We start from the raw sequence: 19,358 nt of genomic DNA, 5'->3' as shown, positions 1-19,358 counted from the left end.
GGAGGGCCGCCGGACGGACCGCCGGGGGGCCGGTCAGGCATGGACGTCAGCGAGGGGAGCTTCCCCGCACACTCAGAACAGCACGGTGGCGAGGGTGCCGACCGGGCGGAAGCCGCAGCGCTCGTAGACGCGGCGGGCGGGCAGGTTGAAGTCGTTGACGTACAGGCTGACCGTCGGGGCGACCCGCAGTAGGGCTTCCCGGGTCACCGCCGCCATCGCCGCCGTGGCGAGCCCTCGGCCGCGCCACTCCGGCGACACCCAGACCCCCTGGACCTGCGCGGTACGCCGGGTCACCACCGCCAGCTCGGCCTTGAACACCACCTGGCCGTCGACGAACCGGGCGTACGCCCGACCGGCCCGGACCAGGTCGGTGACCCGCCTCCGGTAGCCGTGCCCGCCGTCCTCGGCCAGCGGCGAGACGCCGACCTCCTCGGTGTACATGGCCACTGCCGCCGGGAAGAGCCGGTCGATCTCGTTGGGTCGTACCAGTCGCACGTCGGGGTCGACGACCACCGACGGCAGCTCGTCGGCTGCCAGCAGCGGCTGGTTGGGACGGACGTCGCGGGCCGGCCCCCAGTGCCCGCAGAGCCGGTCCCAGAGCCCGAGCACCGCGTCGGCCCGGCCGACGATGGAGGAGCAGAGGCGCTCCTCGGCGGCGAGCAGGTCGGCGTAGGCGTCGACGGCGGACTCCGAGGCGAGCACGGGGGTGAGGTTGCCGCCGAGCCAGCAGATCGACTCCAGGCTGCGGCGGGCGCCGTACCCCAGGATCCGGCCCTCGGCCCGCCACCAGGCCAGCCCGCGCGCGGCGACCCGCTCGGCGACCTGCGCGCCCGCGAACGGGTCGAGGTCGAGCAGCCGCTCGACCGCGCGCCGCTCCGATTCCCCGAGTTGCCGCACCGGCATCGTCAGCACGGTTACCAGCCTGCCAGATCACCCCGCCGCCTCGCCGGCCGAGTGCCGAGCCCCACCGGGACCGGTACGCCAGACGTCGAGCCGCGCCGACCCCGATGCATGCCCAACAGCACGAAGACTTGTCGCCGACACATTGGCGATATATCGTTGATGCATCAGCGACAGAACATGGGAAGGAGAACCCTGATGGGTTTCCACCAACGAATGCACGTACATGAGCACGAGGCCCGGATGCGCGGCTTCGGCTTCCCGCCGGTCCCGCCCGGTCCCCCCGGGCCGCCGTTCCCACCCGGCCCGCACGGGCACGGCGGCGGCCGGGGCGGTCACCGGGGCCGCGGCCGAGGACGCCGGCCCAACGTGCGGGCCGCCGTGCTGGCCCTGCTCACCGAGCGGCCGATGCACGGGTACGAGATGATTCAGGAACTCGACTCCCGCACCGGCGGGGCCTGGCGGCCCAGCCCCGGGTCGATCTACCCGACGCTCCAGCTCCTGGAGGACGAGGGCGTCGTCACCGTCGCGACCGAGGAGGCCGGCGGCGGCCGGAAGCGGTTCACGGTCACCGAGGCGGGCCGCGCCGAGGCCGATGAGGCGGCACAGGCCCCGCCGTGGGGCGAGTTCGCCGAGGACACGGTCAACAGTTGGCACGACATCCGCGACGCCGGCAACCAGGCGATGCAGGCGCTGCGCCAGGTGATGACGACCGGCACCGACGACCAGCGGGAACGGGCCGCCCAGGTCCTCGCCGAGACCCGCCGCAAGCTCTATGCCATCCTCGCCGAATCCGACTAACCCCCCGTCCCCGTCCCACCCCGCGTCACCGCTCCGGCGCTCCGGCGCTCCGGCGCAAATTCAGAGAAAGAGTGGCCACTCCACGTGGAGTGGCCACTCTTTCTTCGAATATGTGCGGCGTGCCCGGGTGGGGGTGGGTCAGTGGACCGTGACCGTGGCGCCTGGGAGTAGGTCGCGGAGGTCGTCGGGGAGTTCCGCGCCCATTTCGTCGGCGAGTCGGAGCGCCTCGAAGATCAGGGTCTCCACGATCTGCGCCTCCGGGACGGTCTTGACGACCTTGCCCTTGACGAAGATCTGCCCCTTGCCGTTGCCGGAGGCGACGCCGAGGTCGGCCTCGCGGGCCTCACCCGGGCCGTTGACGACGCAGCCCATCACGGCCACCCGCAGCGGCACCGGCAGCCCTTCCAGGCCGGCCGTGACCTCCTCGGCCAGCTTGTAGACGTCGACCTGCGCCCGGCCGCAGGACGGGCAGGAAACGATCTCCAGGCCCCGCTCGCGCAGCCCCAGCGACTCCAGGATCTGGTTGCCGACCTTGATCTCCTCCACGGGCGGGGCCGACAGCGAGACCCGGATCGTGTCGCCGATCCCCTCGGCCAGCAGCGCGCCGAACGCGACCGCCGACTTGATGGTGCCCTGGAACGACGGCCCGGCCTCGGTCACGCCGAGGTGCAGCGGGTAGTCGCACTTCTCGGCGAGCTGCCGGTACGCCCGGATCATCACCACCGGGTCGTTGTGCTTCACCGAGATCTTGATGTCCCGGAAGCCGTGCTCCTCGAACAGCGAGCACTCCCACAGCGCCGACTCGACCAGCGCCTCGGCGGTGGCCTTGCCGTACTTGGCGAGCAGCCGCTTGTCCAGCGAGCCGGCGTTCACGCCGATCCGGATCGGCACCCCGGCGTCGCCGGCCGCCTTGGCGATCTCCTTCACCTTGTCGTCGAACTGCCGGATGTTGCCCGGGTTCACCCGCACGGCGGCGCAGCCGGCGTCGATCGCGGCGAAGACGTACTTGGGCTGGAAGTGGATGTCGGCGATGACCGGGATCTGCGACTTGCGGGCGATCGCCGGCAGCGCCTCGACGTCGTCCTGGCTCGGCACGGCCACCCGGACGATCTGGCACCCGGATGCGGTCAGCTCGGCGATCTGCTGAAGGGTGGCGTTGACGTCGGAGGTGAGGGTGGTGGTCATCGACTGCACCGACACGGGTGCACCCCCACCGACCGGCACGGAGCCGACCATGATCTGGCGGCTGAGCCGCCGTGGTGCGAGCGCGATGGGCGGCGCGACGGGCATACCGAGACTGACAGCGGTCACTTCAGGCACTCACCTTGAGAAGAGCGTGATCGGGTTGACGACGTCCGCGGTGATGGTCAGCAGCGTGAACGCGCCGCCGATCAAAATCACCGCGTACGTGATGGGCATGAGTTTGAGGTAGTCGACGCGGCCCGGGTCCGGCTTGCCGAAGCGGGCGAACAGCCAGGACCGGGCCCGCTCGAACCAGGCGATGGCGATGTGCCCGCCGTCGAGCGGGAGCAGCGGCAGCAGGTTGAACACGCCGATGAAGAAGTTCAGCGAGATGAACAGCATGAAGAACACCAGCCAGGCGTTGTTCTCCACCGCCTCGCCGCCGAGCCGGCTCGCGCCGACCACGCTGATCGGGGTGTCCATGTCCCGCTCGCCGCCGGTGATCGCCGTCCACAGGGCGGGCACCTTCTGCGGGATGCGCTTCATCGCCTCGTACGTGCCGACGGCCATGTCGCCGGTGAAGTGGGCGGTGCCGCCGAGCGCGGAGACCGGCCCGTACTCGACCCGGGTGGGGGTGCTGAACTGGAGGCCGATGCCGAGTGCGGACACCGGGCCGATCTGGCCCTTCGGGTCGTCCAGCGGCGGGCGCTGGGTCTGGGCGAGCACGGTGCGCGTGCTGCCCGGCTGGCCGTCACGGACGTACCCGATCTCGGCGTTGTCGCCGGGCTTGGTGGCCCGCAGCGCGACCAGCAGGTCGCCGTAGTTGTTGACCGGGGTGCCGTTGAGCGAGGTGATCCGGTCGCCGTCGCGCAGGTTGGCCGCAGTGGCCGGGCTGGCCGGGTCGCCGGCCGCGCACGCCCGGGCGATGCTGTCCGGCACCACGCAGTCGGCCAGCGCGATCACCGCCGGCTCCTGGCGGGCCTCGGCGTCGGTGGTCGGGAAGTCGGGGTTGGGCAGGCCGGCGGACATCGCGACGATCCAGGTCGCCACGAGGGCGAGCGCGAAGTGGGTGATGGAGCCGGCGGACATCACGATCGTCCGCTTCCAGACCGGGTAACGCCACATCGCCCGGGGCTCGTCGGCCGGGTCGATGTCGTCGTCCTGCGGCGTCATGCCGACGATCTTGCAGAAGCCGCCGAGCGGGATGCCCTTGACGCCGTACTCGGTCTCACCGCGCTTGAAGGACCAGAGGGTCGGGCCGAAGCCGACGAAGTACTTGGTGACCTTCATCCCGAACGCCTTGGCGGTGAGCATGTGCCCCGCCTCGTGCAGGCTGACCGAGACGAGGATGGCCAGGGCGAAGAGCACCACCCCGAGCAGGTACGCCATCAAGATCCTTCCACCGACGCCACAATGATCTCCTGCGCGTGCGCGCGTGCCCACGACTCGGCGGTGAGCACGTCCTCGACGGTACCTGGTTCGGGAAAGTCGGGAGTGTCCTCCAGCACCCGCCGGAGGGTGTCGACGATGCCGAGGAACGGCAGCCGGCCGGCGACGAACGCCGCCACGCACTCCTCGTTGGCCGCGTTGTAGATCGCCGGGCGGCAGCGCCCGGCCTCTCCGGCGGCCTTGGCCAGCGCCACCGCCGGGAACGCCTCGTCGTCCAGCGGGGCGAACTCCCAGGTGTGGGCCGTCGTCCAGTCGACGGCGGCGGCGGCGTCGGGCACCCGGTCGGGCCAGCCGAGGGCCACCGCGATCGGCAGCCGCATGTCCGGCGGGCTGGCCTGGGCGATCGTGGAGCCGTCGACGAACTCGACCATCGAGTGGATCACCGAGGTCGGGTGCACCATCACGGTGATGTCGGCGTACGGCACGTCGAACAGCTCGTGCGCCTCGATCACCTCAAGCGCCTTGTTGACCATGGTGGCCGAGTTGATCGTGACGACGGGCCCCATGTTCCAGGTGGGGTGAGCGAGGGCCTGCTCCGGCGTGACCTCGGTCAACTCGTCGCGCCGCCTGCCCCGGAAGGGGCCGCCGCTGGCCGTGACGATCAGCCGCCGCACCTCGGGACGCGATCCGGAGCGCAGGCACTGGGCCAGCGCCGTGTGCTCCGAGTCGACCGGGACGATCTGCCCCGGCCGCGTCACCGCGGCCCTCACGAGGGGGCCGCCGGCGACCAGCGACTCCTTGTTGGCCAGGGCGAGGGTACGACCGGAGCGCAGCGCCGCCAGCGTCGGCGCGAGCCCCAACGAGCCGACCACCCCGTTGAGCACCACGTCGCAGGGCCACTGCGCCAGCTCGGTCATCGCGTCCGGGCCGGCCACGATCTTGGGCAGCTTGAAGTCGCCGCTGGACCAGCCGCGCCGGCTCGCCTCGGCGTAGAAGGCGAGCTGGAGGTCCTGCGCGGCGGACGCCTTGGCCACCCCGACCGCCTCGACGCCCAGTTCGAGGGCCTGGGCGGCGAGCAGCGCCACGTTGCCGCCCCCGGCTCCGAGCGCCACCACCCGGAACCGGTCGGGGTTGCGCCGAACGATGTCGATGGCCTGTGTGCCGATCGAACCGGTCGACCCGAGCAGGACGAGATCGCGGGGAGAGTTCACCCGCCCATTCTTCCCCAGCCCCGCTGAACACCCGCTGGGAGCCTCACCCCGCCCCGCCGGATCGCCGTCAGGGTGCCTCGTCGTCGAGGAGATCGGCCGGGTCGATGGAGAACTCGAACGGCTCCCTCATCACGAAACGGGTGCCGGCGGCAGCCGCTGCCACCGGCCGGTACTCCCCCTCGACCAGCTCGAACAATGCCAGCGTGGGCACCCGGTTGCGCAGGTCGACGCGGAGGAAGAAGGGCACTCCGGCGGCGGCGTACTCCCAGGTCCGGTCGATGACGTCCTTGCGCCGGTTGCCCGGAGACACGATTTCCCCGAGCAGCACCGCGTCACTGATCTTCATGGTCGTCCGGCCGCCACCGGGACTGGTCAACACAGCGATGTCGGGGATGAAAAGATCCTCGCCCGAGAGGATGTTGATTTCGGGGTAGACCCAGAGCCCGACCCGCCGTGCGGCACGGTGGAGAAGGTACGGCAACTCCCGCTCGACCGCCTGATGGTCGATTCCTGCATGTGGTGTCACGATCACGCTTCCGCTCAGGACCTCAACCTTGGGGCCGTTGGTCTCCGGCAACAGGTCGAGGGCAAGCTGGGCGGTCCACGGCTCGTCGTGCCACCGCAACACGTCGAACGACGGTTCGGCGGCCGGCGGTGCCGGCTCGACTTGACGCGGCGCCGGCTCGGGCGCGAATGCGGCCTGGGCCATCCGGGCTCACCCCCTCAGCGGGACATTCTGCTCAGACCAGCCTAACCGCCGCAGCCCTCGCCACCCGACATCGCACAACCTGTGCGCCCCTTCGATACGTCCCGAAGGACGATGCCGGCACTCGCTGCCCGAACAAGCCGCCCGCGAAGCTGTTCTCGGCGAGGTATCCGACGCGCTACTCAACATCGAACAGGCCATCGAACGAAACAGCCGGCGGCTGGCTGCCTGCGTTCCGGTGCGCCGCAGGGCGACTGCCAAGTCAGGCGGGAGCGCTTCGATCAGGGAGTCTTCCGGATTTTTGGCGTGCCAGGTACTGGATGAAGGTGCGAACGATCCTTGAGGGTGTGGGCAACCTCGTCACCGACTTCGGGCCGATCGCCTACCCGACACCATCGGTGTGTGGCGTTCCTGTCGCAATTGGAGGATCATCGTTAGATGCGCGCAAACATCACACTCGTTGACGGCACGGCTCACGATCTGGCGTCGCTCTACGCGTGGCTCCAACGCAATGACGAGTTGCGCGGCCGAATCAAGGCGGTCACAGCGGAGTTGAAGCCGGGCGATATGGGTAGCGTCACGGAGATGTTGACCGTGGCGCTCGGCAGCGGCGGGGTGGCAGCCGCGCTCGGCGGGGCGCTAAACGTTTGGCTGTCAGCCCGTCGGGCCAAAGTCAATATCGAGATCACTGAGGGGGACAGCAGCCGGCGCATCGAGGTCGACTCGGCAAACGCGGACACCACCGCCCGACTGTTGCAAGAGGCGAGCAAGGCGATCAACGAGCACTCATGACCATCCGCCTGCCGGATCCTCGGCTCTCCAACGCCCTGCTGATCGGAACGGCGCGCTTCACGAACGAGGCAATCAGCGACATGCCGTCCGTCGCCAACAACGTGTCCGCACTAGCGGAAGCACTTACTGACCCGAACGCCGGAGTGGTAGATCCCGCCCGATGCCTCCAGCTGATCAACCCACGCTCCTCGTACGAATTCGGTGCCGCGCTTGGCAAGACCGTCGAAGCCGCTGCCGACACCCTGATCATCTACTACGCGGGACACGGATTCCTTACCCCTCGCCTCGAATTACACCTCGCCCTGGCCGACACCCACCCGGACCAGATTCCCTTCAGCGCCGTGTCCTTCGAGTTGTTACGCCGGGCCTTGGCTGACAGCTCAGCAAAGAACCGGATCCTGATCCTCGACTGCTGCTTTTCCGGCCATGCGGCGATCGCGATGACCTCCGTCTCCTCAGCAGTCACCGCTGCCATCGACATCAGCGGCACCTACACCCTCACCTCCGCGCCAGCCGACTCGCCCTCCATCGCACCCCCCGGTGAAAAATTCACTGCCTTCACTGGGGAACTGCTCAGGGTTCTCCACGAAGGCATCCCCGACGCGGGCGAACTAATCTCACTGGAGGACATCTACCTCGCCCTCATTCATGGACTGCGCGCCCGCAGCATGCCGCGCCCGCAAAAACTCGGCAGCGGCCTCGCCGACAAAATCGCACTCGGCAGGAACGCAGCTAGCGGCAACAGGGGAACTGTCGTACGGACGGCGCCACCCACCAACGCGGAACTCGGCGCGCCGCCGGTCGAGCTGCGGCGTCTGGCTGTCAGCGAGACCGCCGACGACCGGGTTGGAAGTGCGGAGCGACCGAAGCCCTTGCTGATCGATGCCGATCCCGAGGCGACCGGCACCACCCGTGACCTACTGACCCAGGTGGGCAAGGACGACAGCCGACAGGTCAGCTCAAGCGCTCATGCCGTGCCCGGTCTCCGGCAGGACCCTGTCTCCCCGCCGCAACCGGAGCCTCCTGAACTGACACCGGAGCCTCTGCCCGATCTGGCTTTCGAGCCTCCGGAGCCTGTCGAGCCCAAAGAGTTCCGGTGGAGGATGCGGTGGGTCGGCCTGGCCGCGCTCCTGGCGATAGCACTGATCGTGGGCCCGCTCTGGTTGATTGATTATCGCAGATATGGCCTATGGGAAACACCATGGACGGGAACCGAGCCGTCGCAGGGATCGACGGACTACCTGTGTCGCCAGAGCTCGTGTCTAGAAAACGTGACGCTCTTCTACGAGTTGCCCGAGGGAAGCCACTCGGTGGACACCAGCTTCAGCCTACACGGCATCGACAGCACTAACTGGAACTTCAATTTTGAGCCCGAACTTCACGATCTCACGTCGCGGTGCGCCCCGGACCTAGCCGTGCCATACCAGGTTTACGTAGATGGCGAGCGGGTTCACTCCGGCGTCGCCAAGCCAGCGCAGCAGTCCTGGCAGCATCCGGAGGTCTCCCTTAAACTGCCCGCCGGGGCCACCACTGTGCGCTTCACCGCCACAACCACCCTGCCCGAGGGCTGCACCACACGTCTACACCTGGTCGCCCCATACATCGACGACGAAGGCCCGCTATTCTGACGCACTCCGGATAAACTTTTCGACGTGGCGTCGTCAGATGATGCCCAAGGGGTCGCACTCTCGACAACGCAATGCCCCTGCGGTGCCCCGCACGACGCGGGGCACCGGGGAGCCGTCCGCTACGGGCGGTCGAGGGCTCCCGACCGGGTCGCCCGGACGAAGCCGGCCCAGGCCGCCGGCTCGAAGCTCAGCGCCGGCCCCTGCCGGTCCTTGCTGTCCCGGACCCCAACCGCGTCGGCGAACGCCGCCACCTCGACGCAGTTACCCTCTCCGCCGGATCGGGAGGACGTGCGCCACACACCGTCACGCTGCACTGGACATCTCCTTCGCTATCGACTTGATCAGCTCGCGGGACTCGGCCCCGCTCAGCGCCCGCTCGGCGAGCGAGCGCCAGGCATCGTCGTAGGTCTCGATCTCGTGCGGCTTGTCCAGGTAGACCGCGCCGCACGGCCCGTCCATGTAGATCGTGGTCGGCTCCGGCTCCCTGACGTCGGTCGGGAAGTCGAGCATGGTGAACGTGCCCGCCTGCGACCAGCGGAACAGCCCCGCCTCCAGCGGCAGCACCCGGACACTCACGTTGTGCTGCTCGCTCATCACCACCAGGGCGTCGAGCTGCCGGGCCATCGCCGCCCGGTCCCGCAGCGGCCGGCGCAGCACCGCCTCGCTGAGGATCACGTCGAGCTGCGGAGCCCTGGGGACCGCTCTGGCGAGTAGCCGCTGCCGGCGCAGCCGGACGTCCACCTTCGCCTTACGCTCCGCCTCGCTGAACTGTGGGCAGTCGATGGCGATCACCTCGGTCATGTACTCGACCGTCTGCAACAGGCCGGGCACGAGGTTGACCTCATGATGCCGGATGCTGGTCGCGGCGGCCTCCAGGCCGACGTACAGCTTGAACCAGTCCTTGATCGCCTCCCCGTAGCTGTGCCACCAGCCGTGCGCCTTGGTCTCCCGGGCCAGGGCGCGCATGGTGTCGACGGTTTCCCGCGATGCGCCGTACACGCGGCACATGGCCTCCACGTCGTTCGGGTGCATGGGGACCTGGCCGGTCTCGTACCGCCAGATCCGGGGCGCCGACCATTCGAGTTCCTTGGCCGCCGCCGTCACCGTGACGTACGCGTTCTCGCGAAGTTCTCTCAGATATCTGCCGAGTTGCCTACGCGGGACGGTGCTCCCCGAGTCATCCACGTCAGCTCCTTTTCTGCGGTCGCGTAAGGCACCTCATCCCTTGGTCCGCATTCTTCTCCGAATGATTGCTCACCACCAGCTACGAAACGACCATCGTGAGTGACCACGCTTGGCGGCGTCGGTCACGCCGGGGGCGGGAGTCACCTCCCGAACCTCATCTCGACTCCCGCCCCCGGCCTCGTCCCGATCACCATCGGAGGTCCCCGTGGGAATTCTCGGCAACCGACGAGCCGACCGACCCGTGCCGCTGGGCCCGCGACACCGCCGCGACTGGTCCCGCTGGGGGCGGCACTGCGTGTGCGGGCTGCGCTGGCCCTGCCCGGACCTGCTGGCGGGCGTACCGATGGAGGAGCCCGCCCCGGCTCCCCCGCCGAGCCGGCGAACGGACCGCGCGCACCGGTGGGCCGGGCCGACGGTGGTCGCCCGGGTCGACGCGGCGACCCCGGCGTCGCCGACCCACCGGGCCACCGGGCCCCTGCGGCGGGTCGGGCGACGGCGGTGAGCGGGTACGGGGTGTCGCTGGCCGAGCTGCGTCGACACGTGGCGGCCCGCCCGACGTGGCGGTGCCGGGTCTGCGCCGCACCGTGGCCGTGCCAGCCGGCGAAGCTGGGCCTGCGAACGGAGTACGCCCGGGACCGGGTCGCGCTGGCGATCTACCTCTGCGTGCTGATGCACGACGCGATCGCGGACCGGCTGCGCACCCACCCGGACCAGGTCGACCCGACGGGTTACTTCGACCGATTCATCGCTTGGACCCGCCCGTGGCCGCCCCCCGCACCGTCCCCACCCGCCGACGACCGGCCCGATCTGCACCAGACCTTGGACACTTACCGTTCGCAGGCGCCGGTAAGTGTCCAAGATTCCGCACGGGTTCCGCCGGGGACCGGCGGGCGCGCAGACGGGGCAGCTCCGTAGGGCCGCGAAAGGTCACTGGGCTGCCCCGCCGTCGGTGTTGTCGGACGGCAACGCGGGCAGGCGGCGGCCCGTTCAGGCAGCGGCGCGGGCAGGCGGCGGCCCGTTCAGGCAGCGGCGCGGAGCACGAAGGCCTCCACCTCCTCGCCGCCGTACCAGTCCGTGCGCCGGCCCACGTGGGTCATGCCGAGCCGGCGGGCCACCGCCATCGACGCGGCGTTGCCCGGCGATACGACCGCCCAGACCCTCGGGGTGCCGGTCGCCAACTCCCGGGCCACCAGCGACCGGGCCGCCTCGGTGGCGTACCCGTGGCCCCACTCCTCGGGGTGCAGGTGCCAGCCCACCTCGATGTCCTCCGTCAGCACACCCTCGTCCCGGCCGGGCAGCGGCTTGAGCAGCGCCGTGCCGACCACCACGCCGGTGTCGCGGACCTCGATCGCCCAGGTGCCGTACCGGTCGCCGTGGCCCGCGTGCCGCTCCCGCCACGTCGCGAGCCGGTCGGCCGCCCGCGCCGGGTCGGTGAGCGGCAGGCCGGGCGCGTTCAGCCAGCGGGCGACCTCGGGCCGGGAGTAGATGTCGAAGATCCGGGCCAGGTCGGCCGGGTCGGCGGTCCAGTCCCGCAGGAGCAGGCGTTCCGTGGTGAGGATTCCCATGGCGGCGAGCCTAGTGAGCGGCGAAAACGTCCACCGGCACCGATCCATGTAGATCTCTTTCAATCATCGATCGATGTTGGTTGAATACCTTCACCCGCCGCTCTCGTACCCCATTGACCCTCGGAGGCCCTTCGTGAAACTCGCCGCCGTCGCGCGTGCCCTGGTCGCCGGGCTGACCGGGGCCGCCATGGTGCTGCTCGGCCCGGCCGGGTCCGCGTCCGCGGCAACCACCACCGTGGACAACGCGACCGCCGGGCGCTTCACCGCCAGCGCGAACTGGGGCACATCGTCGTGGGCCGGCCAGAAGTACGGCACCGACTACCGGTTCGCGACGCCCTACACCGGGGGCAGCGACGCCGCCTGGTTCACCGCGTCGGTCCCGGCGGCCGGCGCGCACCTCGTCGAGGTGTGGTACCCGGCGGACGCCGGATACAACAGCGCCACCCCGTTCATCGTCGCGACCAGCGGCGGTAGCCAGACCGTGATCGTGGATCAGCGCTCCAGCGGGGGCCGCTGGGTCAGCCTCGGCACCTTCACGCTGGCGGCCGGCGACTACCCCGTCGTCGGGGTCAGCCGCTGGACCACCGCCACGGGCTACGTCGTCGCGGACGCCGTCCGGGTCACCTCCACCACCGGCGGCTCCGGCTTCTCCCTGCCGCTGGCGAAGAGCGCGCTGCCGCGCAGCGAGTACGACGACCCGCACCACGACTACGCCGCCATCGACCTGCCCGTCGGCACCGGCACCAGGGCGTACGCCGTGCGGGCCGGCACCGTGACCATCATCGACGACAGCTCCTGCGGCCAGGGCGTCAACCTCACCGGTGCCGACGGGGCGATCTACACCTACTGCCACTTCTCCGCGTGGTCGGTCAGCAACGGCGCGTCGGTCGCGCCCGGGCAGCAGCTCGGCCTGACCGGCAACACCGGCAACTCCACCGGGCCGCACCTGCACTTCGGCATCCGCACCGGCAGCACCCGGCGGTGTCCGCAGAACTTCCTGCTGGCGCTCTACGACGGGGTGACCCCGCCGGCCGCGACGAGCCTGCCCACGAGCGGCTGCTCCTACGTCAGCTTCGGCGCGAGCAAGATCGCGCCGCTGGGCTGACCACCGTTCCACCCGCACCCCGCACCCCGCACCCCGGAGCCGCCGGACCGACCTGTCCGGCGGCTCCGGCGTACGCCACGACCGGGCCCGGTGGCCCCGGCCGGGCCGACGGCCGCCGGGAGCCACCGGGCGTCGAATCCGTTGCGGCCCGTGCTGTCGTGACGCTCACCCGCCGCACCCGCCGACCGGGCTGAGGGTCAGGGTCGGAAGGGGCCGGAGACCTCGTAGGTGATCCCGCCGCTGCCGGTGGAGCTGCCGGAGGTGCCGCGCTGGGACGAGAAGTAGAGGCGTGACCCGTCCGGGGAGAACGCCGGGCCGGTGATCTCCGAAGCGGAGTGGCCGAGAAGGCGCAGGAACGGGGTGACCACGCCGGCCGAGGTGATCACGTTGATCTCCATGTTGCCGCCGTTCTCGGCGACGTAGAGGTCCCCGCCGACGGTGCCGGTGATGTTGTCCACGCCGGTCAGCGGCGCGGCCCCCGCCGGCACCAGCGAGTCGTCGTACGCCAGGTCGAGACGCTGGTTGACCGCGTCGTACGCCCAGACCCGGTTGTCTCCCTTGGTGGTGAACCAGCAGGTGTCCCGGTCGTACCAGCACCCCTCGCCGCCGTCGAAGTGCTTCGCCGCGTCGACCTGCCGGCGGGTCGGTACCGGGAAGCCGTCCCGGTCCGGCAGGTCCCGCCAGGTCACCGGCCCGGTCACCTGGTCGGCCGGGGCGCAGAGCACCTGCACCTTCCCGGTGCGCAGGTCGCCCCAGGTGTCGGGGACGAAGCGGTAGAAGCAGCCGTCGTCCTCGTCCTCGGTCAGGTAGACCACCCGCCGGTCCGGGTCGCAGGCGGCGGCCTCGTGGGTGAACCGGCCCATCCTGGTCCGGTCCTCGGCCGCCCGGCTGCCGTCCGGCCAGGTCTCGAAGACCCGGCCCAGCGGCACCTCCTCGCAGGAGAGCCAGGTTCCCCAGGGGGTGGGCCCGCCGGCGCAGTTGACGTTGGTCCCCCCGAGGATCCGGTACGCGGCCGCGATCGAGCCGTCGGCCCGGAAGCGCACCGCCGAGGCGCCACCGACCAGCGGCACCTCGGAGTTGGAGACGTAGATCCAGCCGTCACCGGCGGGGAAGCAGGCACCGCCGTCGGGCGCCCAGTGCCACAGGTACGACGTGCCGGCCACCCGCTGCCCGGCACGGGCGACGACCCTGCTGTTGAAGCCGGCCGGCAGTTGGATGCCGTTGCCGTCGGCGGCGAGCAGCTCGCCGTACGGGCCGGGCCGGGCTGGGCGGGGGCGGCGAGCGCGGCGCCGGCCCAGAGGCTGCCGGCGAAGGCGGCGCCGCCGGCGACGGTGGCGCGCAGCAGCGTACGACGGTCCATCGGTTACCTCCCGGTAGGTTTCGATGCCCCGCCGACGGTAGGCCCAACTTCGCATCGACGCTAGTCACTGGATGGTGAACGCCGGGTGACGGGTCTCCCCGGCGCCCCCGGCCCGCACGGGACCCGCGACGGCCTCCCGCCGGGGGCGGCGCGGCACTAGGCTGCCCGAGCATGAGCGAGCGCAGCGGTGATGACCGCATGAGCGGGGCGAGTGCAGCGGTGATGGCCTCATGAGCGCGGCAGGCGAGCTGCCGACCCGGGCCGACGTGGTGATCGTCGGGTCCGGGCACAACGGGCTGGTCTCGGCGATCCTGCTGGCCCGCGCCGGCCTGGACGTGCTGGTGCTGGAGGCCGCCGACGTGATCGGCGGGGCGACCCGCACCGAGAACCCGTTCCCGAGGGTGCCGGGGCTGCGCCACTCCACCGGGTCGTACCTGCTGGGGCTGATGCCGCCGGAGCTGCTCGCCACGCTCGACGTGCGCATCCCGGTGCTGCGCCGCGACCCGCACTACTTCCTGCCCACCCCGGGCGGCGCCGGATCGCCGTACCTGCTGATGGGCAGCGACCACGCGGCGACCCGGCGGCAGCTCACGGAGTTCTTCTCCCCCGCCGACGTGGCCGCCGACGACGCCATGCAGGCCGAGCTGTCGGCCCTGCGCGACGACCTGGCCCCCGCCTGGCTGGCCGAGCCGCTGCCGGTCGAGGAGACCGCCGAGCGACACGTCCGGCCCGAGCTGCGGCAGGTCTTCGTCGACCTGGTGCGCGGCTCGGTCGCCGACCACCTGGCCCGCTTCGACTTCCGCTCCGAGCTGCTGGTCAGCATGTACGCGGTCACCGACGGCCTGTCCGGGCTGAACGCCGGCCCGGACGACCCGGGCACCGGACACAACTTCCTCGTGCACAACATGTGCCGGCTGCCCGGCTCCGACGGCACCTGGATGATCGCCGAGGGCGGCATGGGGACGGTGTCGCGCACCTTCGCCGAGGCCGCCCGCGCCGCCGGGGCCCGCATCCTCACCGGGACGCCGGTCGCCGCGATCACCCTCGACGGCGGCACGGCCAGCGGAGTGGTCCTCGCCGACGGCCGGGAGGTGGCCGCCCCGGTGGTGCTCGGGGCCTGTGACCCGTACCGGCTGATCGACCTGCTGCCCGACGGCGCGCTGCCGGCGCCGCTGGCGCAGCGGATGGCGGCGGTCCGCCGCCCCGGCACCACCCTCAAGCTCAACCTGGCGCTGACCGGGCTGCCCCGCTTCTCCTGCCTGCCCGAGGACGCGCCGAGCCCGTTCGGCTCCACCATCCACCTGCTGCCCGGCTCGGCGTCGCTGGTCGGCGGCGGGGGCGAGCCGCCGATGGCGGCGCTGCGGGCGATGTGGGCGGACGTCCAGGCCGGCCGGCTGCCCGACGAGCCGACCATCGAGTGGTACCTGCACACCACCGTCGACCCGTCGCTGTCCGACGCCGCCGGCCACCACTCCTCGGCGCTGTTCGTCCAGTCGGTCCCCTACGAGCTGGCCGGCACCACCTGGGACGAGGCCCTGCCCGGGTACGTGTCACGGCTGGTGGAGATCTGCGAGCGGTACGCCCCCGGCACCGCCGACCTGATCGCCGACGCCGTCCCGCTCCCCCCGCCCGGCATCGAGGCCCACTTCGGCATCACCGGCGGCCACATCCACCACGTCGACAACACGGTCTCCTTCACCGACCGGATGCCCTACGCCACCGGCATCGACGGCGTGTACGCGGGCAGCGCCGGCTGCCACCCGGCCGGCAGCGTCATCGGCGCCGCCGGCCACAACGCCGCCCGCCGCATCCTGGCCGACCTGGGTCGCTGACCCGTCCACCCCGCCGCCCACCCACCCCGTCGATCATGAACGGGTGGGCGGTGGGGCGGTGGCGGGTCAGGGGATGGGGGTTTCGGCGGTGGCGCGGTGGGCGCGGATCTTGTGGCCGACGCTGGTCAGGCACCGGCCGCTGGGCAGGTCGAACTTCCAGCCGTGCAGCTGGCAGGTGAGCTGGTCGCCCTCGACGATGCCGAACCGGGTCAGGTCCGCCTTCAGGTGCGGGCAGCGTCGCTGCACCACCCAGTCGTCGAGGGTGACGTCCTCGGCGTCGGTGCTCCGCTCGTGCTCGTCGTACCAGCCCTCGGCGTACTGGAGGCGCTCGGTGGACAGGCACTTGAAGAAGGCGTACACGAACTCGTTGTACTGGCCGATCCGGGCGGCGGAGAACCGGCAGGACAGGAAGAGCGAGTTGACCCAGTCCACCTCGCCGATGTGCAGCAGGTGCTCGATGAGCGCCCGGTCGGTGCGGAACCGGTAGCGGACCTTCTCGTCGGCGTACGGGCGCACCTCCTTGCCCGGGAAGTCCACCACGATCGACTCGACGCTCTCGCCGTCGTAGCCGACCAGGTCGAAACGGACCGGGCCGCCGACCCCCTTGGCCAGGTAGATCGACTCCTCCAGCAGCGGCTCGATCCGGCGCTTCATCCCGGCCAGCACGTCGACCTCGGGGTGCCGCCAGGACGCCTTCTCCGCCTCGATGACGCCGCGCTTGCGCTCCCGCATCTCCTCCAGGTGGGCCACCTTGTTCGCGAAGTACTCCGCCACCGGCACCGGGTGGGTGGTCGTCGCGCCGCCGGTGGTGACCTCGGCGACGCTGCCGGGCAGCAGCACGATGCCGTTGGTGCCACCGACCTTGGCGTACTCGGACAGGAACACCGACTGGTCGGGGAAGATGTTGCCCTCGTCGCCGTGGATGTCGTTGAACTGCCACAGCGCGTCGTCGAGGAAGCACGGCGGGCCGGCGATCGGGAAGACGTGGTCGGCCTTCAGGTCGGCGATGTAGCGCCAGGTGCGGTCGAACTGCCGCTCCCGCTTCTGCTTGCCGAACGCGGTCTTCGCCGACTGCGGCAGCTCGTAGACCATCGGATACCAGATCGCGCCCGAGAACTGGAGCATGTGCGCGTGCACGTGGCCCAGCTCGGTGAAGACGCTCAGGTCCGTCGGGCGGGCGTCGTTCTGGTTGAGCAGCCGGACCCCGTCGTACTCGACCCAGAGGGAGGAGTCGCCGATCGGGCCATCGGTGGGGCTGGTCAGCGCCTGGATCATGATCTTGAGACCGCCGTCGAGCTCGACGACCTGCTCGTTCGGCGCCCGGAGGAACTTCGTGAAGCCCAGCTCCCGCAGCTCGTCCTCCATCTCCGAGGTGGGGAACTCGGGCAGCAGGACGGTGGCGTCCTTCGACACGTACTGCTTGAGGTGCGCCGCGTCGAAGTGGTCCCGGTGCAGGTGCGACACGTACAGGTAGTCGACCTGGCCGAGGGCTTCCCAGTCGAGCAGGGAGTTGTCGGGAAACGGGAACCAGGACGCGAAGTAGGCGGGATTGACCCACGGGTCGCACAGGATGCTGCCCGCGGCCGTGTCGATCCGCATACTGGCATGTCCCGTACCGGTCACTCGCACCGCAGTCTCCCTCAAAAAGGCAATCAAGGTGTACGTCAGAACGCTACCGGAGGCAGTGTCGTCGGCAACCCGCGACGCCGGTAGTGCCGTCCGGCCCGGGCCGGACGGCACCCGAAGCGGACGGCGAACGGCACCCGACGGTGGACGGCATCCGACGGTGGACGGCATCCGACGGCCGATGGTGGACGGGATCCCGGCCCTGTGGCCGACGCGGCCCGGCCCAGGCGGGCCGGCCAGAGACGGGCCTGGGTTCCGGACACCGGGAAACCCCCACCGGACGAGGCCAGGCGCGGGGCGTGCCAGACTAACCGGAGATCCGATCGCGAGGGAAGGACCGACAGTGGCAGGAAGCGAGCCGGTGACGTCGCCAGATCAGCACAAGCCCGGGCACCGGAAGGCGGGGCGGATCGGCGCGGTGCTCTCCGCCCTGGCGTTGCTGGCGATGCTGTGCGGCAACCACGAGGGCAAGGTCGAGGACATCTGGCTGGTCGGCCTGGCCGTGCTGCTGCTGGCCGTTGTCATCGGCGACGCGGTGCTGCGGCGCAACGGCCTGCGCTCCTGACCGCAACCGGCCGCCCGCCGACCCCGTCAGGCACCGAGGGCCCGTCACCCTGCTGAGCAGGGGGCGGGCCCTCGTCGTACGTCGTCGTCGGAACCCGCCGGCTGCCGGTCAGCGGCCGAAGAGGATGTCCTGGACATCCTTCAGCGCCGCGTCGACCTCCGCCTCGAAGTAGCCGCCGGGCACCAGGCCGAACCGCAGGGTGTCCAGGTCCTTCGGATTGACCGGCATCGGGCCTCGGCCGGTCATGCCGCCGAGGATGCCGTCGAAGAGCCGGTCGACCTGCTCCGGGTCGTACCCGCTGCCGAAGCGGCGCACCTCGAAGCTGCGGCGGATCTGGTCCACGCGGTGGAGATCGCTGCCGGGGGGGCCGGCCATCGGCGGGCCCGCCATCGGCGGCGGGCCACCAACAGGCGGGCCATCGATCGGGGGCGGGCCGCCCATCGGCGGGCCACCGAACGGCTGCTGCGGCAGGGACGGCGGCCCGGCCGGGCCGCGACCGCGCAGCTCACGCAGGTCCCGCTCGGGCATCCGGATCTCGGCGGTCATGTCGGCCCGACCGTGCCGGCCCGCCTCGAAGCCGTCGAACCGGCCGTCCGGGCCGTAGCCGCCCGACCCGGCGGGCAGGCCCCGCTGCGGGGGGCCGCCGTGGCCGGGGCCAGGGCCGCCCGGACCCATCGGGCCGGGGCCACCGGGGCCCATCGGGCCGGGGCCGCCCGGACCGCGTGGGGTGTCGTACCCGCCGCGCGGGGCGTCGTAGCCGCCGGCGGCGAAGGCGCCGCTCGGCTCGTCGTAGCGGCCGTACCGGTCAGCGGGCGGGCCGGCCTGCGCGGGCATCGGTCGGGGCGGCACCGGCCCGGGGCCACGGTCATCGCGCATCGGCACCGGACCACGATCGTCATGCATCGGGACGGGGCCACGGTCGCCACGCATCGGGACAGGGCCACGATCGTCACGCATCGGGACAGGGCCACGATCGTCACGCATCGGCACCGGGCCGCGATCGTCATGCATCGGGACGGGGCCACGGTCGCCACGCATCGGGACAGGGCCACGGTCGCCACGCATCGGCACCGGACCACGATCGTCATGCATCGGGACAGGGCCACGATCGTCATGCATCGGGACAGGGCCACGGTCATCATGCATCGGGACAGGGCCACGGTCATCGCGCATCGGCGGGCCCATTCGGTTCGGCGCGCCGAGTCGGTCGGACATCCCGGAGTCGGTGCCACGGCTGACCACGCCCCCGCGCTCCTCCAGCTCGGCCAGCTGCCGCTCGACCCGGTCGAGGTGCAGGTCGACCTGCCACTCGTCGTAGCCGTTGAAGCGGACCCGGAAGACGACGTCGTGGACCTCCTGGGAGGCCACGGGCGCGCCGACCGGCTGTCCGGCGAGTGTCGCCTCGACCCGGTCCAGGAAGGCGTCCACCTCGTCGACCTTGTAGCCCCGACGGAGCGCCTTACGCCGGAAACGCTGACCCTGACTCGCCACTATGTCTCCTGGTCTCGTTC

The 19,358-nt window shown here is 71.1% G+C and carries 18 protein-coding genes and 1 pseudogene; 8 read left to right on the top strand and 11 right to left on the bottom strand.

What is annotated here, in order from left to right; genetic code table 11:
- Nucleotides 1-72: 72 nt before the first annotated feature.
- Entirely contained in the window at nt 73-912 is an 840-nt protein-coding gene (locus OG617_RS21630; RefSeq protein ID WP_405094845.1) for a GNAT family N-acetyltransferase, read from the bottom strand.
- 186 nt (nt 913-1,098) lie between these two features.
- On the opposite strand from OG617_RS21630, the gene OG617_RS21625 reads away from it, so the two are divergent.
- The gene (locus OG617_RS21625; RefSeq protein ID WP_405094844.1) at nt 1,099-1,701 is read left to right on the top strand and encodes a PadR family transcriptional regulator; all 603 of its coding nucleotides are present in this window, start codon (nt 1,099-1,101) and stop codon (nt 1,699-1,701) included.
- A 138-nt stretch (nt 1,702-1,839) separates the two neighbouring features.
- On the opposite strand, the gene ispG is transcribed toward OG617_RS21625, so the two are convergent.
- The 4 genes from ispG to OG617_RS21605 form a co-directional block, all read right to left on the bottom strand.
- Nucleotides 1,840-3,012 (bottom strand): flavodoxin-dependent (E)-4-hydroxy-3-methylbut-2-enyl-diphosphate synthase, encoded by a 1,173-nt coding sequence (gene ispG, locus OG617_RS21620; protein ID WP_405094843.1) that lies wholly within the window; start codon nt 3,010-3,012, stop codon nt 1,840-1,842.
- 9 nt (nt 3,013-3,021) lie between these two features.
- On the bottom strand, nt 3,022-4,272 hold the full coding sequence (locus tag OG617_RS21615; RefSeq protein WP_405094842.1) for a M50 family metallopeptidase: 1,251 nt from the start codon (nt 4,270-4,272) through the stop codon (nt 3,022-3,024).
- The gene (dxr, locus tag OG617_RS21610) at nt 4,272-5,483 is read right to left on the bottom strand and encodes a 1-deoxy-D-xylulose-5-phosphate reductoisomerase (RefSeq protein WP_405094841.1); all 1,212 of its coding nucleotides are present in this window, start codon (nt 5,481-5,483) and stop codon (nt 4,272-4,274) included. The genes OG617_RS21615 and dxr overlap by 1 nt, the downstream gene beginning before the upstream one ends.
- 67 nt (nt 5,484-5,550) lie before the next feature.
- Entirely contained in the window at nt 5,551-6,192 is a 642-nt protein-coding gene (locus OG617_RS21605) for a Uma2 family endonuclease (protein ID WP_405094840.1), read from the bottom strand.
- A gap of 435 nt (nt 6,193-6,627) precedes the next feature.
- Here OG617_RS21605 and OG617_RS21600 point away from each other — a divergent pair, with 435 nt between their 5' ends.
- Complete coding sequence (locus tag OG617_RS21600) at nt 6,628-6,981, top strand: effector-associated constant component EACC1 (RefSeq protein ID WP_405094839.1); 354 nt, start codon at nt 6,628-6,630, stop codon at nt 6,979-6,981.
- Nucleotides 6,978-8,609, top strand: a complete 1,632-nt coding sequence (locus tag OG617_RS21595) for a caspase domain-containing protein (RefSeq protein ID WP_405094838.1) — start codon at nt 6,978-6,980, stop codon at nt 8,607-8,609. Before OG617_RS21600 ends, OG617_RS21595 begins: the two co-directional genes overlap by 4 nt.
- A 119-nt stretch (nt 8,610-8,728) precedes the next feature.
- Here OG617_RS21595 and OG617_RS21590 read toward each other — a convergent pair whose 3' ends face one another.
- Complete coding sequence (locus OG617_RS21590) at nt 8,729-8,908, bottom strand: DUF397 domain-containing protein (protein WP_405103867.1); 180 nt, start codon at nt 8,906-8,908, stop codon at nt 8,729-8,731.
- 4 nt (nt 8,909-8,912) lie between these two features.
- On the bottom strand, nt 8,913-9,794 hold the full coding sequence (locus OG617_RS21585; protein ID WP_405094837.1) for a helix-turn-helix domain-containing protein: 882 nt from the start codon (nt 9,792-9,794) through the stop codon (nt 8,913-8,915).
- 205 nt (nt 9,795-9,999) lie between these two features.
- On the opposite strand from OG617_RS21585, the gene OG617_RS21580 reads away from it, so the two are divergent.
- Entirely contained in the window at nt 10,000-10,296 is a 297-nt protein-coding gene (locus tag OG617_RS21580; protein WP_405094836.1) for a hypothetical protein, read from the top strand.
- The gene (locus OG617_RS21575; protein WP_405094835.1) at nt 10,293-10,709 is read left to right on the top strand and encodes a hypothetical protein; all 417 of its coding nucleotides are present in this window, start codon (nt 10,293-10,295) and stop codon (nt 10,707-10,709) included. The genes OG617_RS21580 and OG617_RS21575 overlap by 4 nt, the downstream gene beginning before the upstream one ends.
- Nucleotides 10,710-10,813: 104 nt before the next feature.
- Here OG617_RS21575 and OG617_RS21570 read toward each other — a convergent pair whose 3' ends face one another.
- Entirely contained in the window at nt 10,814-11,359 is a 546-nt protein-coding gene (locus OG617_RS21570) for a GNAT family N-acetyltransferase (RefSeq protein ID WP_405094834.1), read from the bottom strand.
- A 133-nt stretch (nt 11,360-11,492) separates the two neighbouring features.
- Here OG617_RS21570 and OG617_RS21565 point away from each other — a divergent pair, with 133 nt between their 5' ends.
- Nucleotides 11,493-12,464 carry a peptidoglycan DD-metalloendopeptidase family protein gene (locus tag OG617_RS21565; protein WP_405094833.1) on the top strand — a complete coding sequence of 324 codons (972 nt, stop codon included), beginning with the start codon at nt 11,493-11,495 and terminating at the stop codon, nt 12,462-12,464.
- Nucleotides 12,465-12,661: 197 nt separating this feature from the next.
- Here the strand turns inward: OG617_RS21565 and OG617_RS21560 are convergent.
- Nucleotides 12,662-13,824: pseudogene (locus OG617_RS21560) on the bottom strand (alkaline phosphatase PhoX).
- A gap of 230 nt (nt 13,825-14,054) precedes the next feature.
- On the opposite strand from OG617_RS21560, the gene OG617_RS21555 reads away from it, so the two are divergent.
- A complete protein-coding gene (locus tag OG617_RS21555) occupies nt 14,055-15,656 on the top strand; it encodes a phytoene desaturase family protein (RefSeq protein ID WP_405094832.1) in 1,602 nt (533 codons plus the stop codon).
- 66 nt (nt 15,657-15,722) lie between these two features.
- Here OG617_RS21555 and OG617_RS21550 read toward each other — a convergent pair whose 3' ends face one another.
- Complete coding sequence (locus OG617_RS21550; RefSeq protein WP_405094831.1) at nt 15,723-17,285, bottom strand: Rieske 2Fe-2S domain-containing protein; 1,563 nt, start codon at nt 17,283-17,285, stop codon at nt 15,723-15,725.
- Nucleotides 17,286-17,625: 340 nt separating this feature from the next.
- Between OG617_RS21550 and OG617_RS21545 the strand changes: the two genes are divergently transcribed.
- Nucleotides 17,626-17,847 (top strand): DUF2631 domain-containing protein, encoded by a 222-nt coding sequence (locus OG617_RS21545; protein WP_396675747.1) that lies wholly within the window; start codon nt 17,626-17,628, stop codon nt 17,845-17,847.
- A gap of 108 nt (nt 17,848-17,955) precedes the next feature.
- On the opposite strand, the gene OG617_RS21540 is transcribed toward OG617_RS21545, so the two are convergent.
- A complete protein-coding gene (locus OG617_RS21540; RefSeq protein WP_405094830.1) occupies nt 17,956-19,338 on the bottom strand; it encodes a DivIVA domain-containing protein in 1,383 nt (460 codons plus the stop codon).
- Nucleotides 19,339-19,358: the final 20 nt, after the last annotated feature.

This window comes from Micromonospora sp. NBC_01412, assembly GCF_045040215.1.
Classification (GTDB): domain Bacteria; phylum Actinomycetota; class Actinomycetes; order Mycobacteriales; family Micromonosporaceae; genus Micromonospora; species Micromonospora rubida.
The sequence above is the reverse complement of the archived record's forward strand: the minus strand, read 5'-3'. Positions and strand labels throughout refer to the sequence as shown.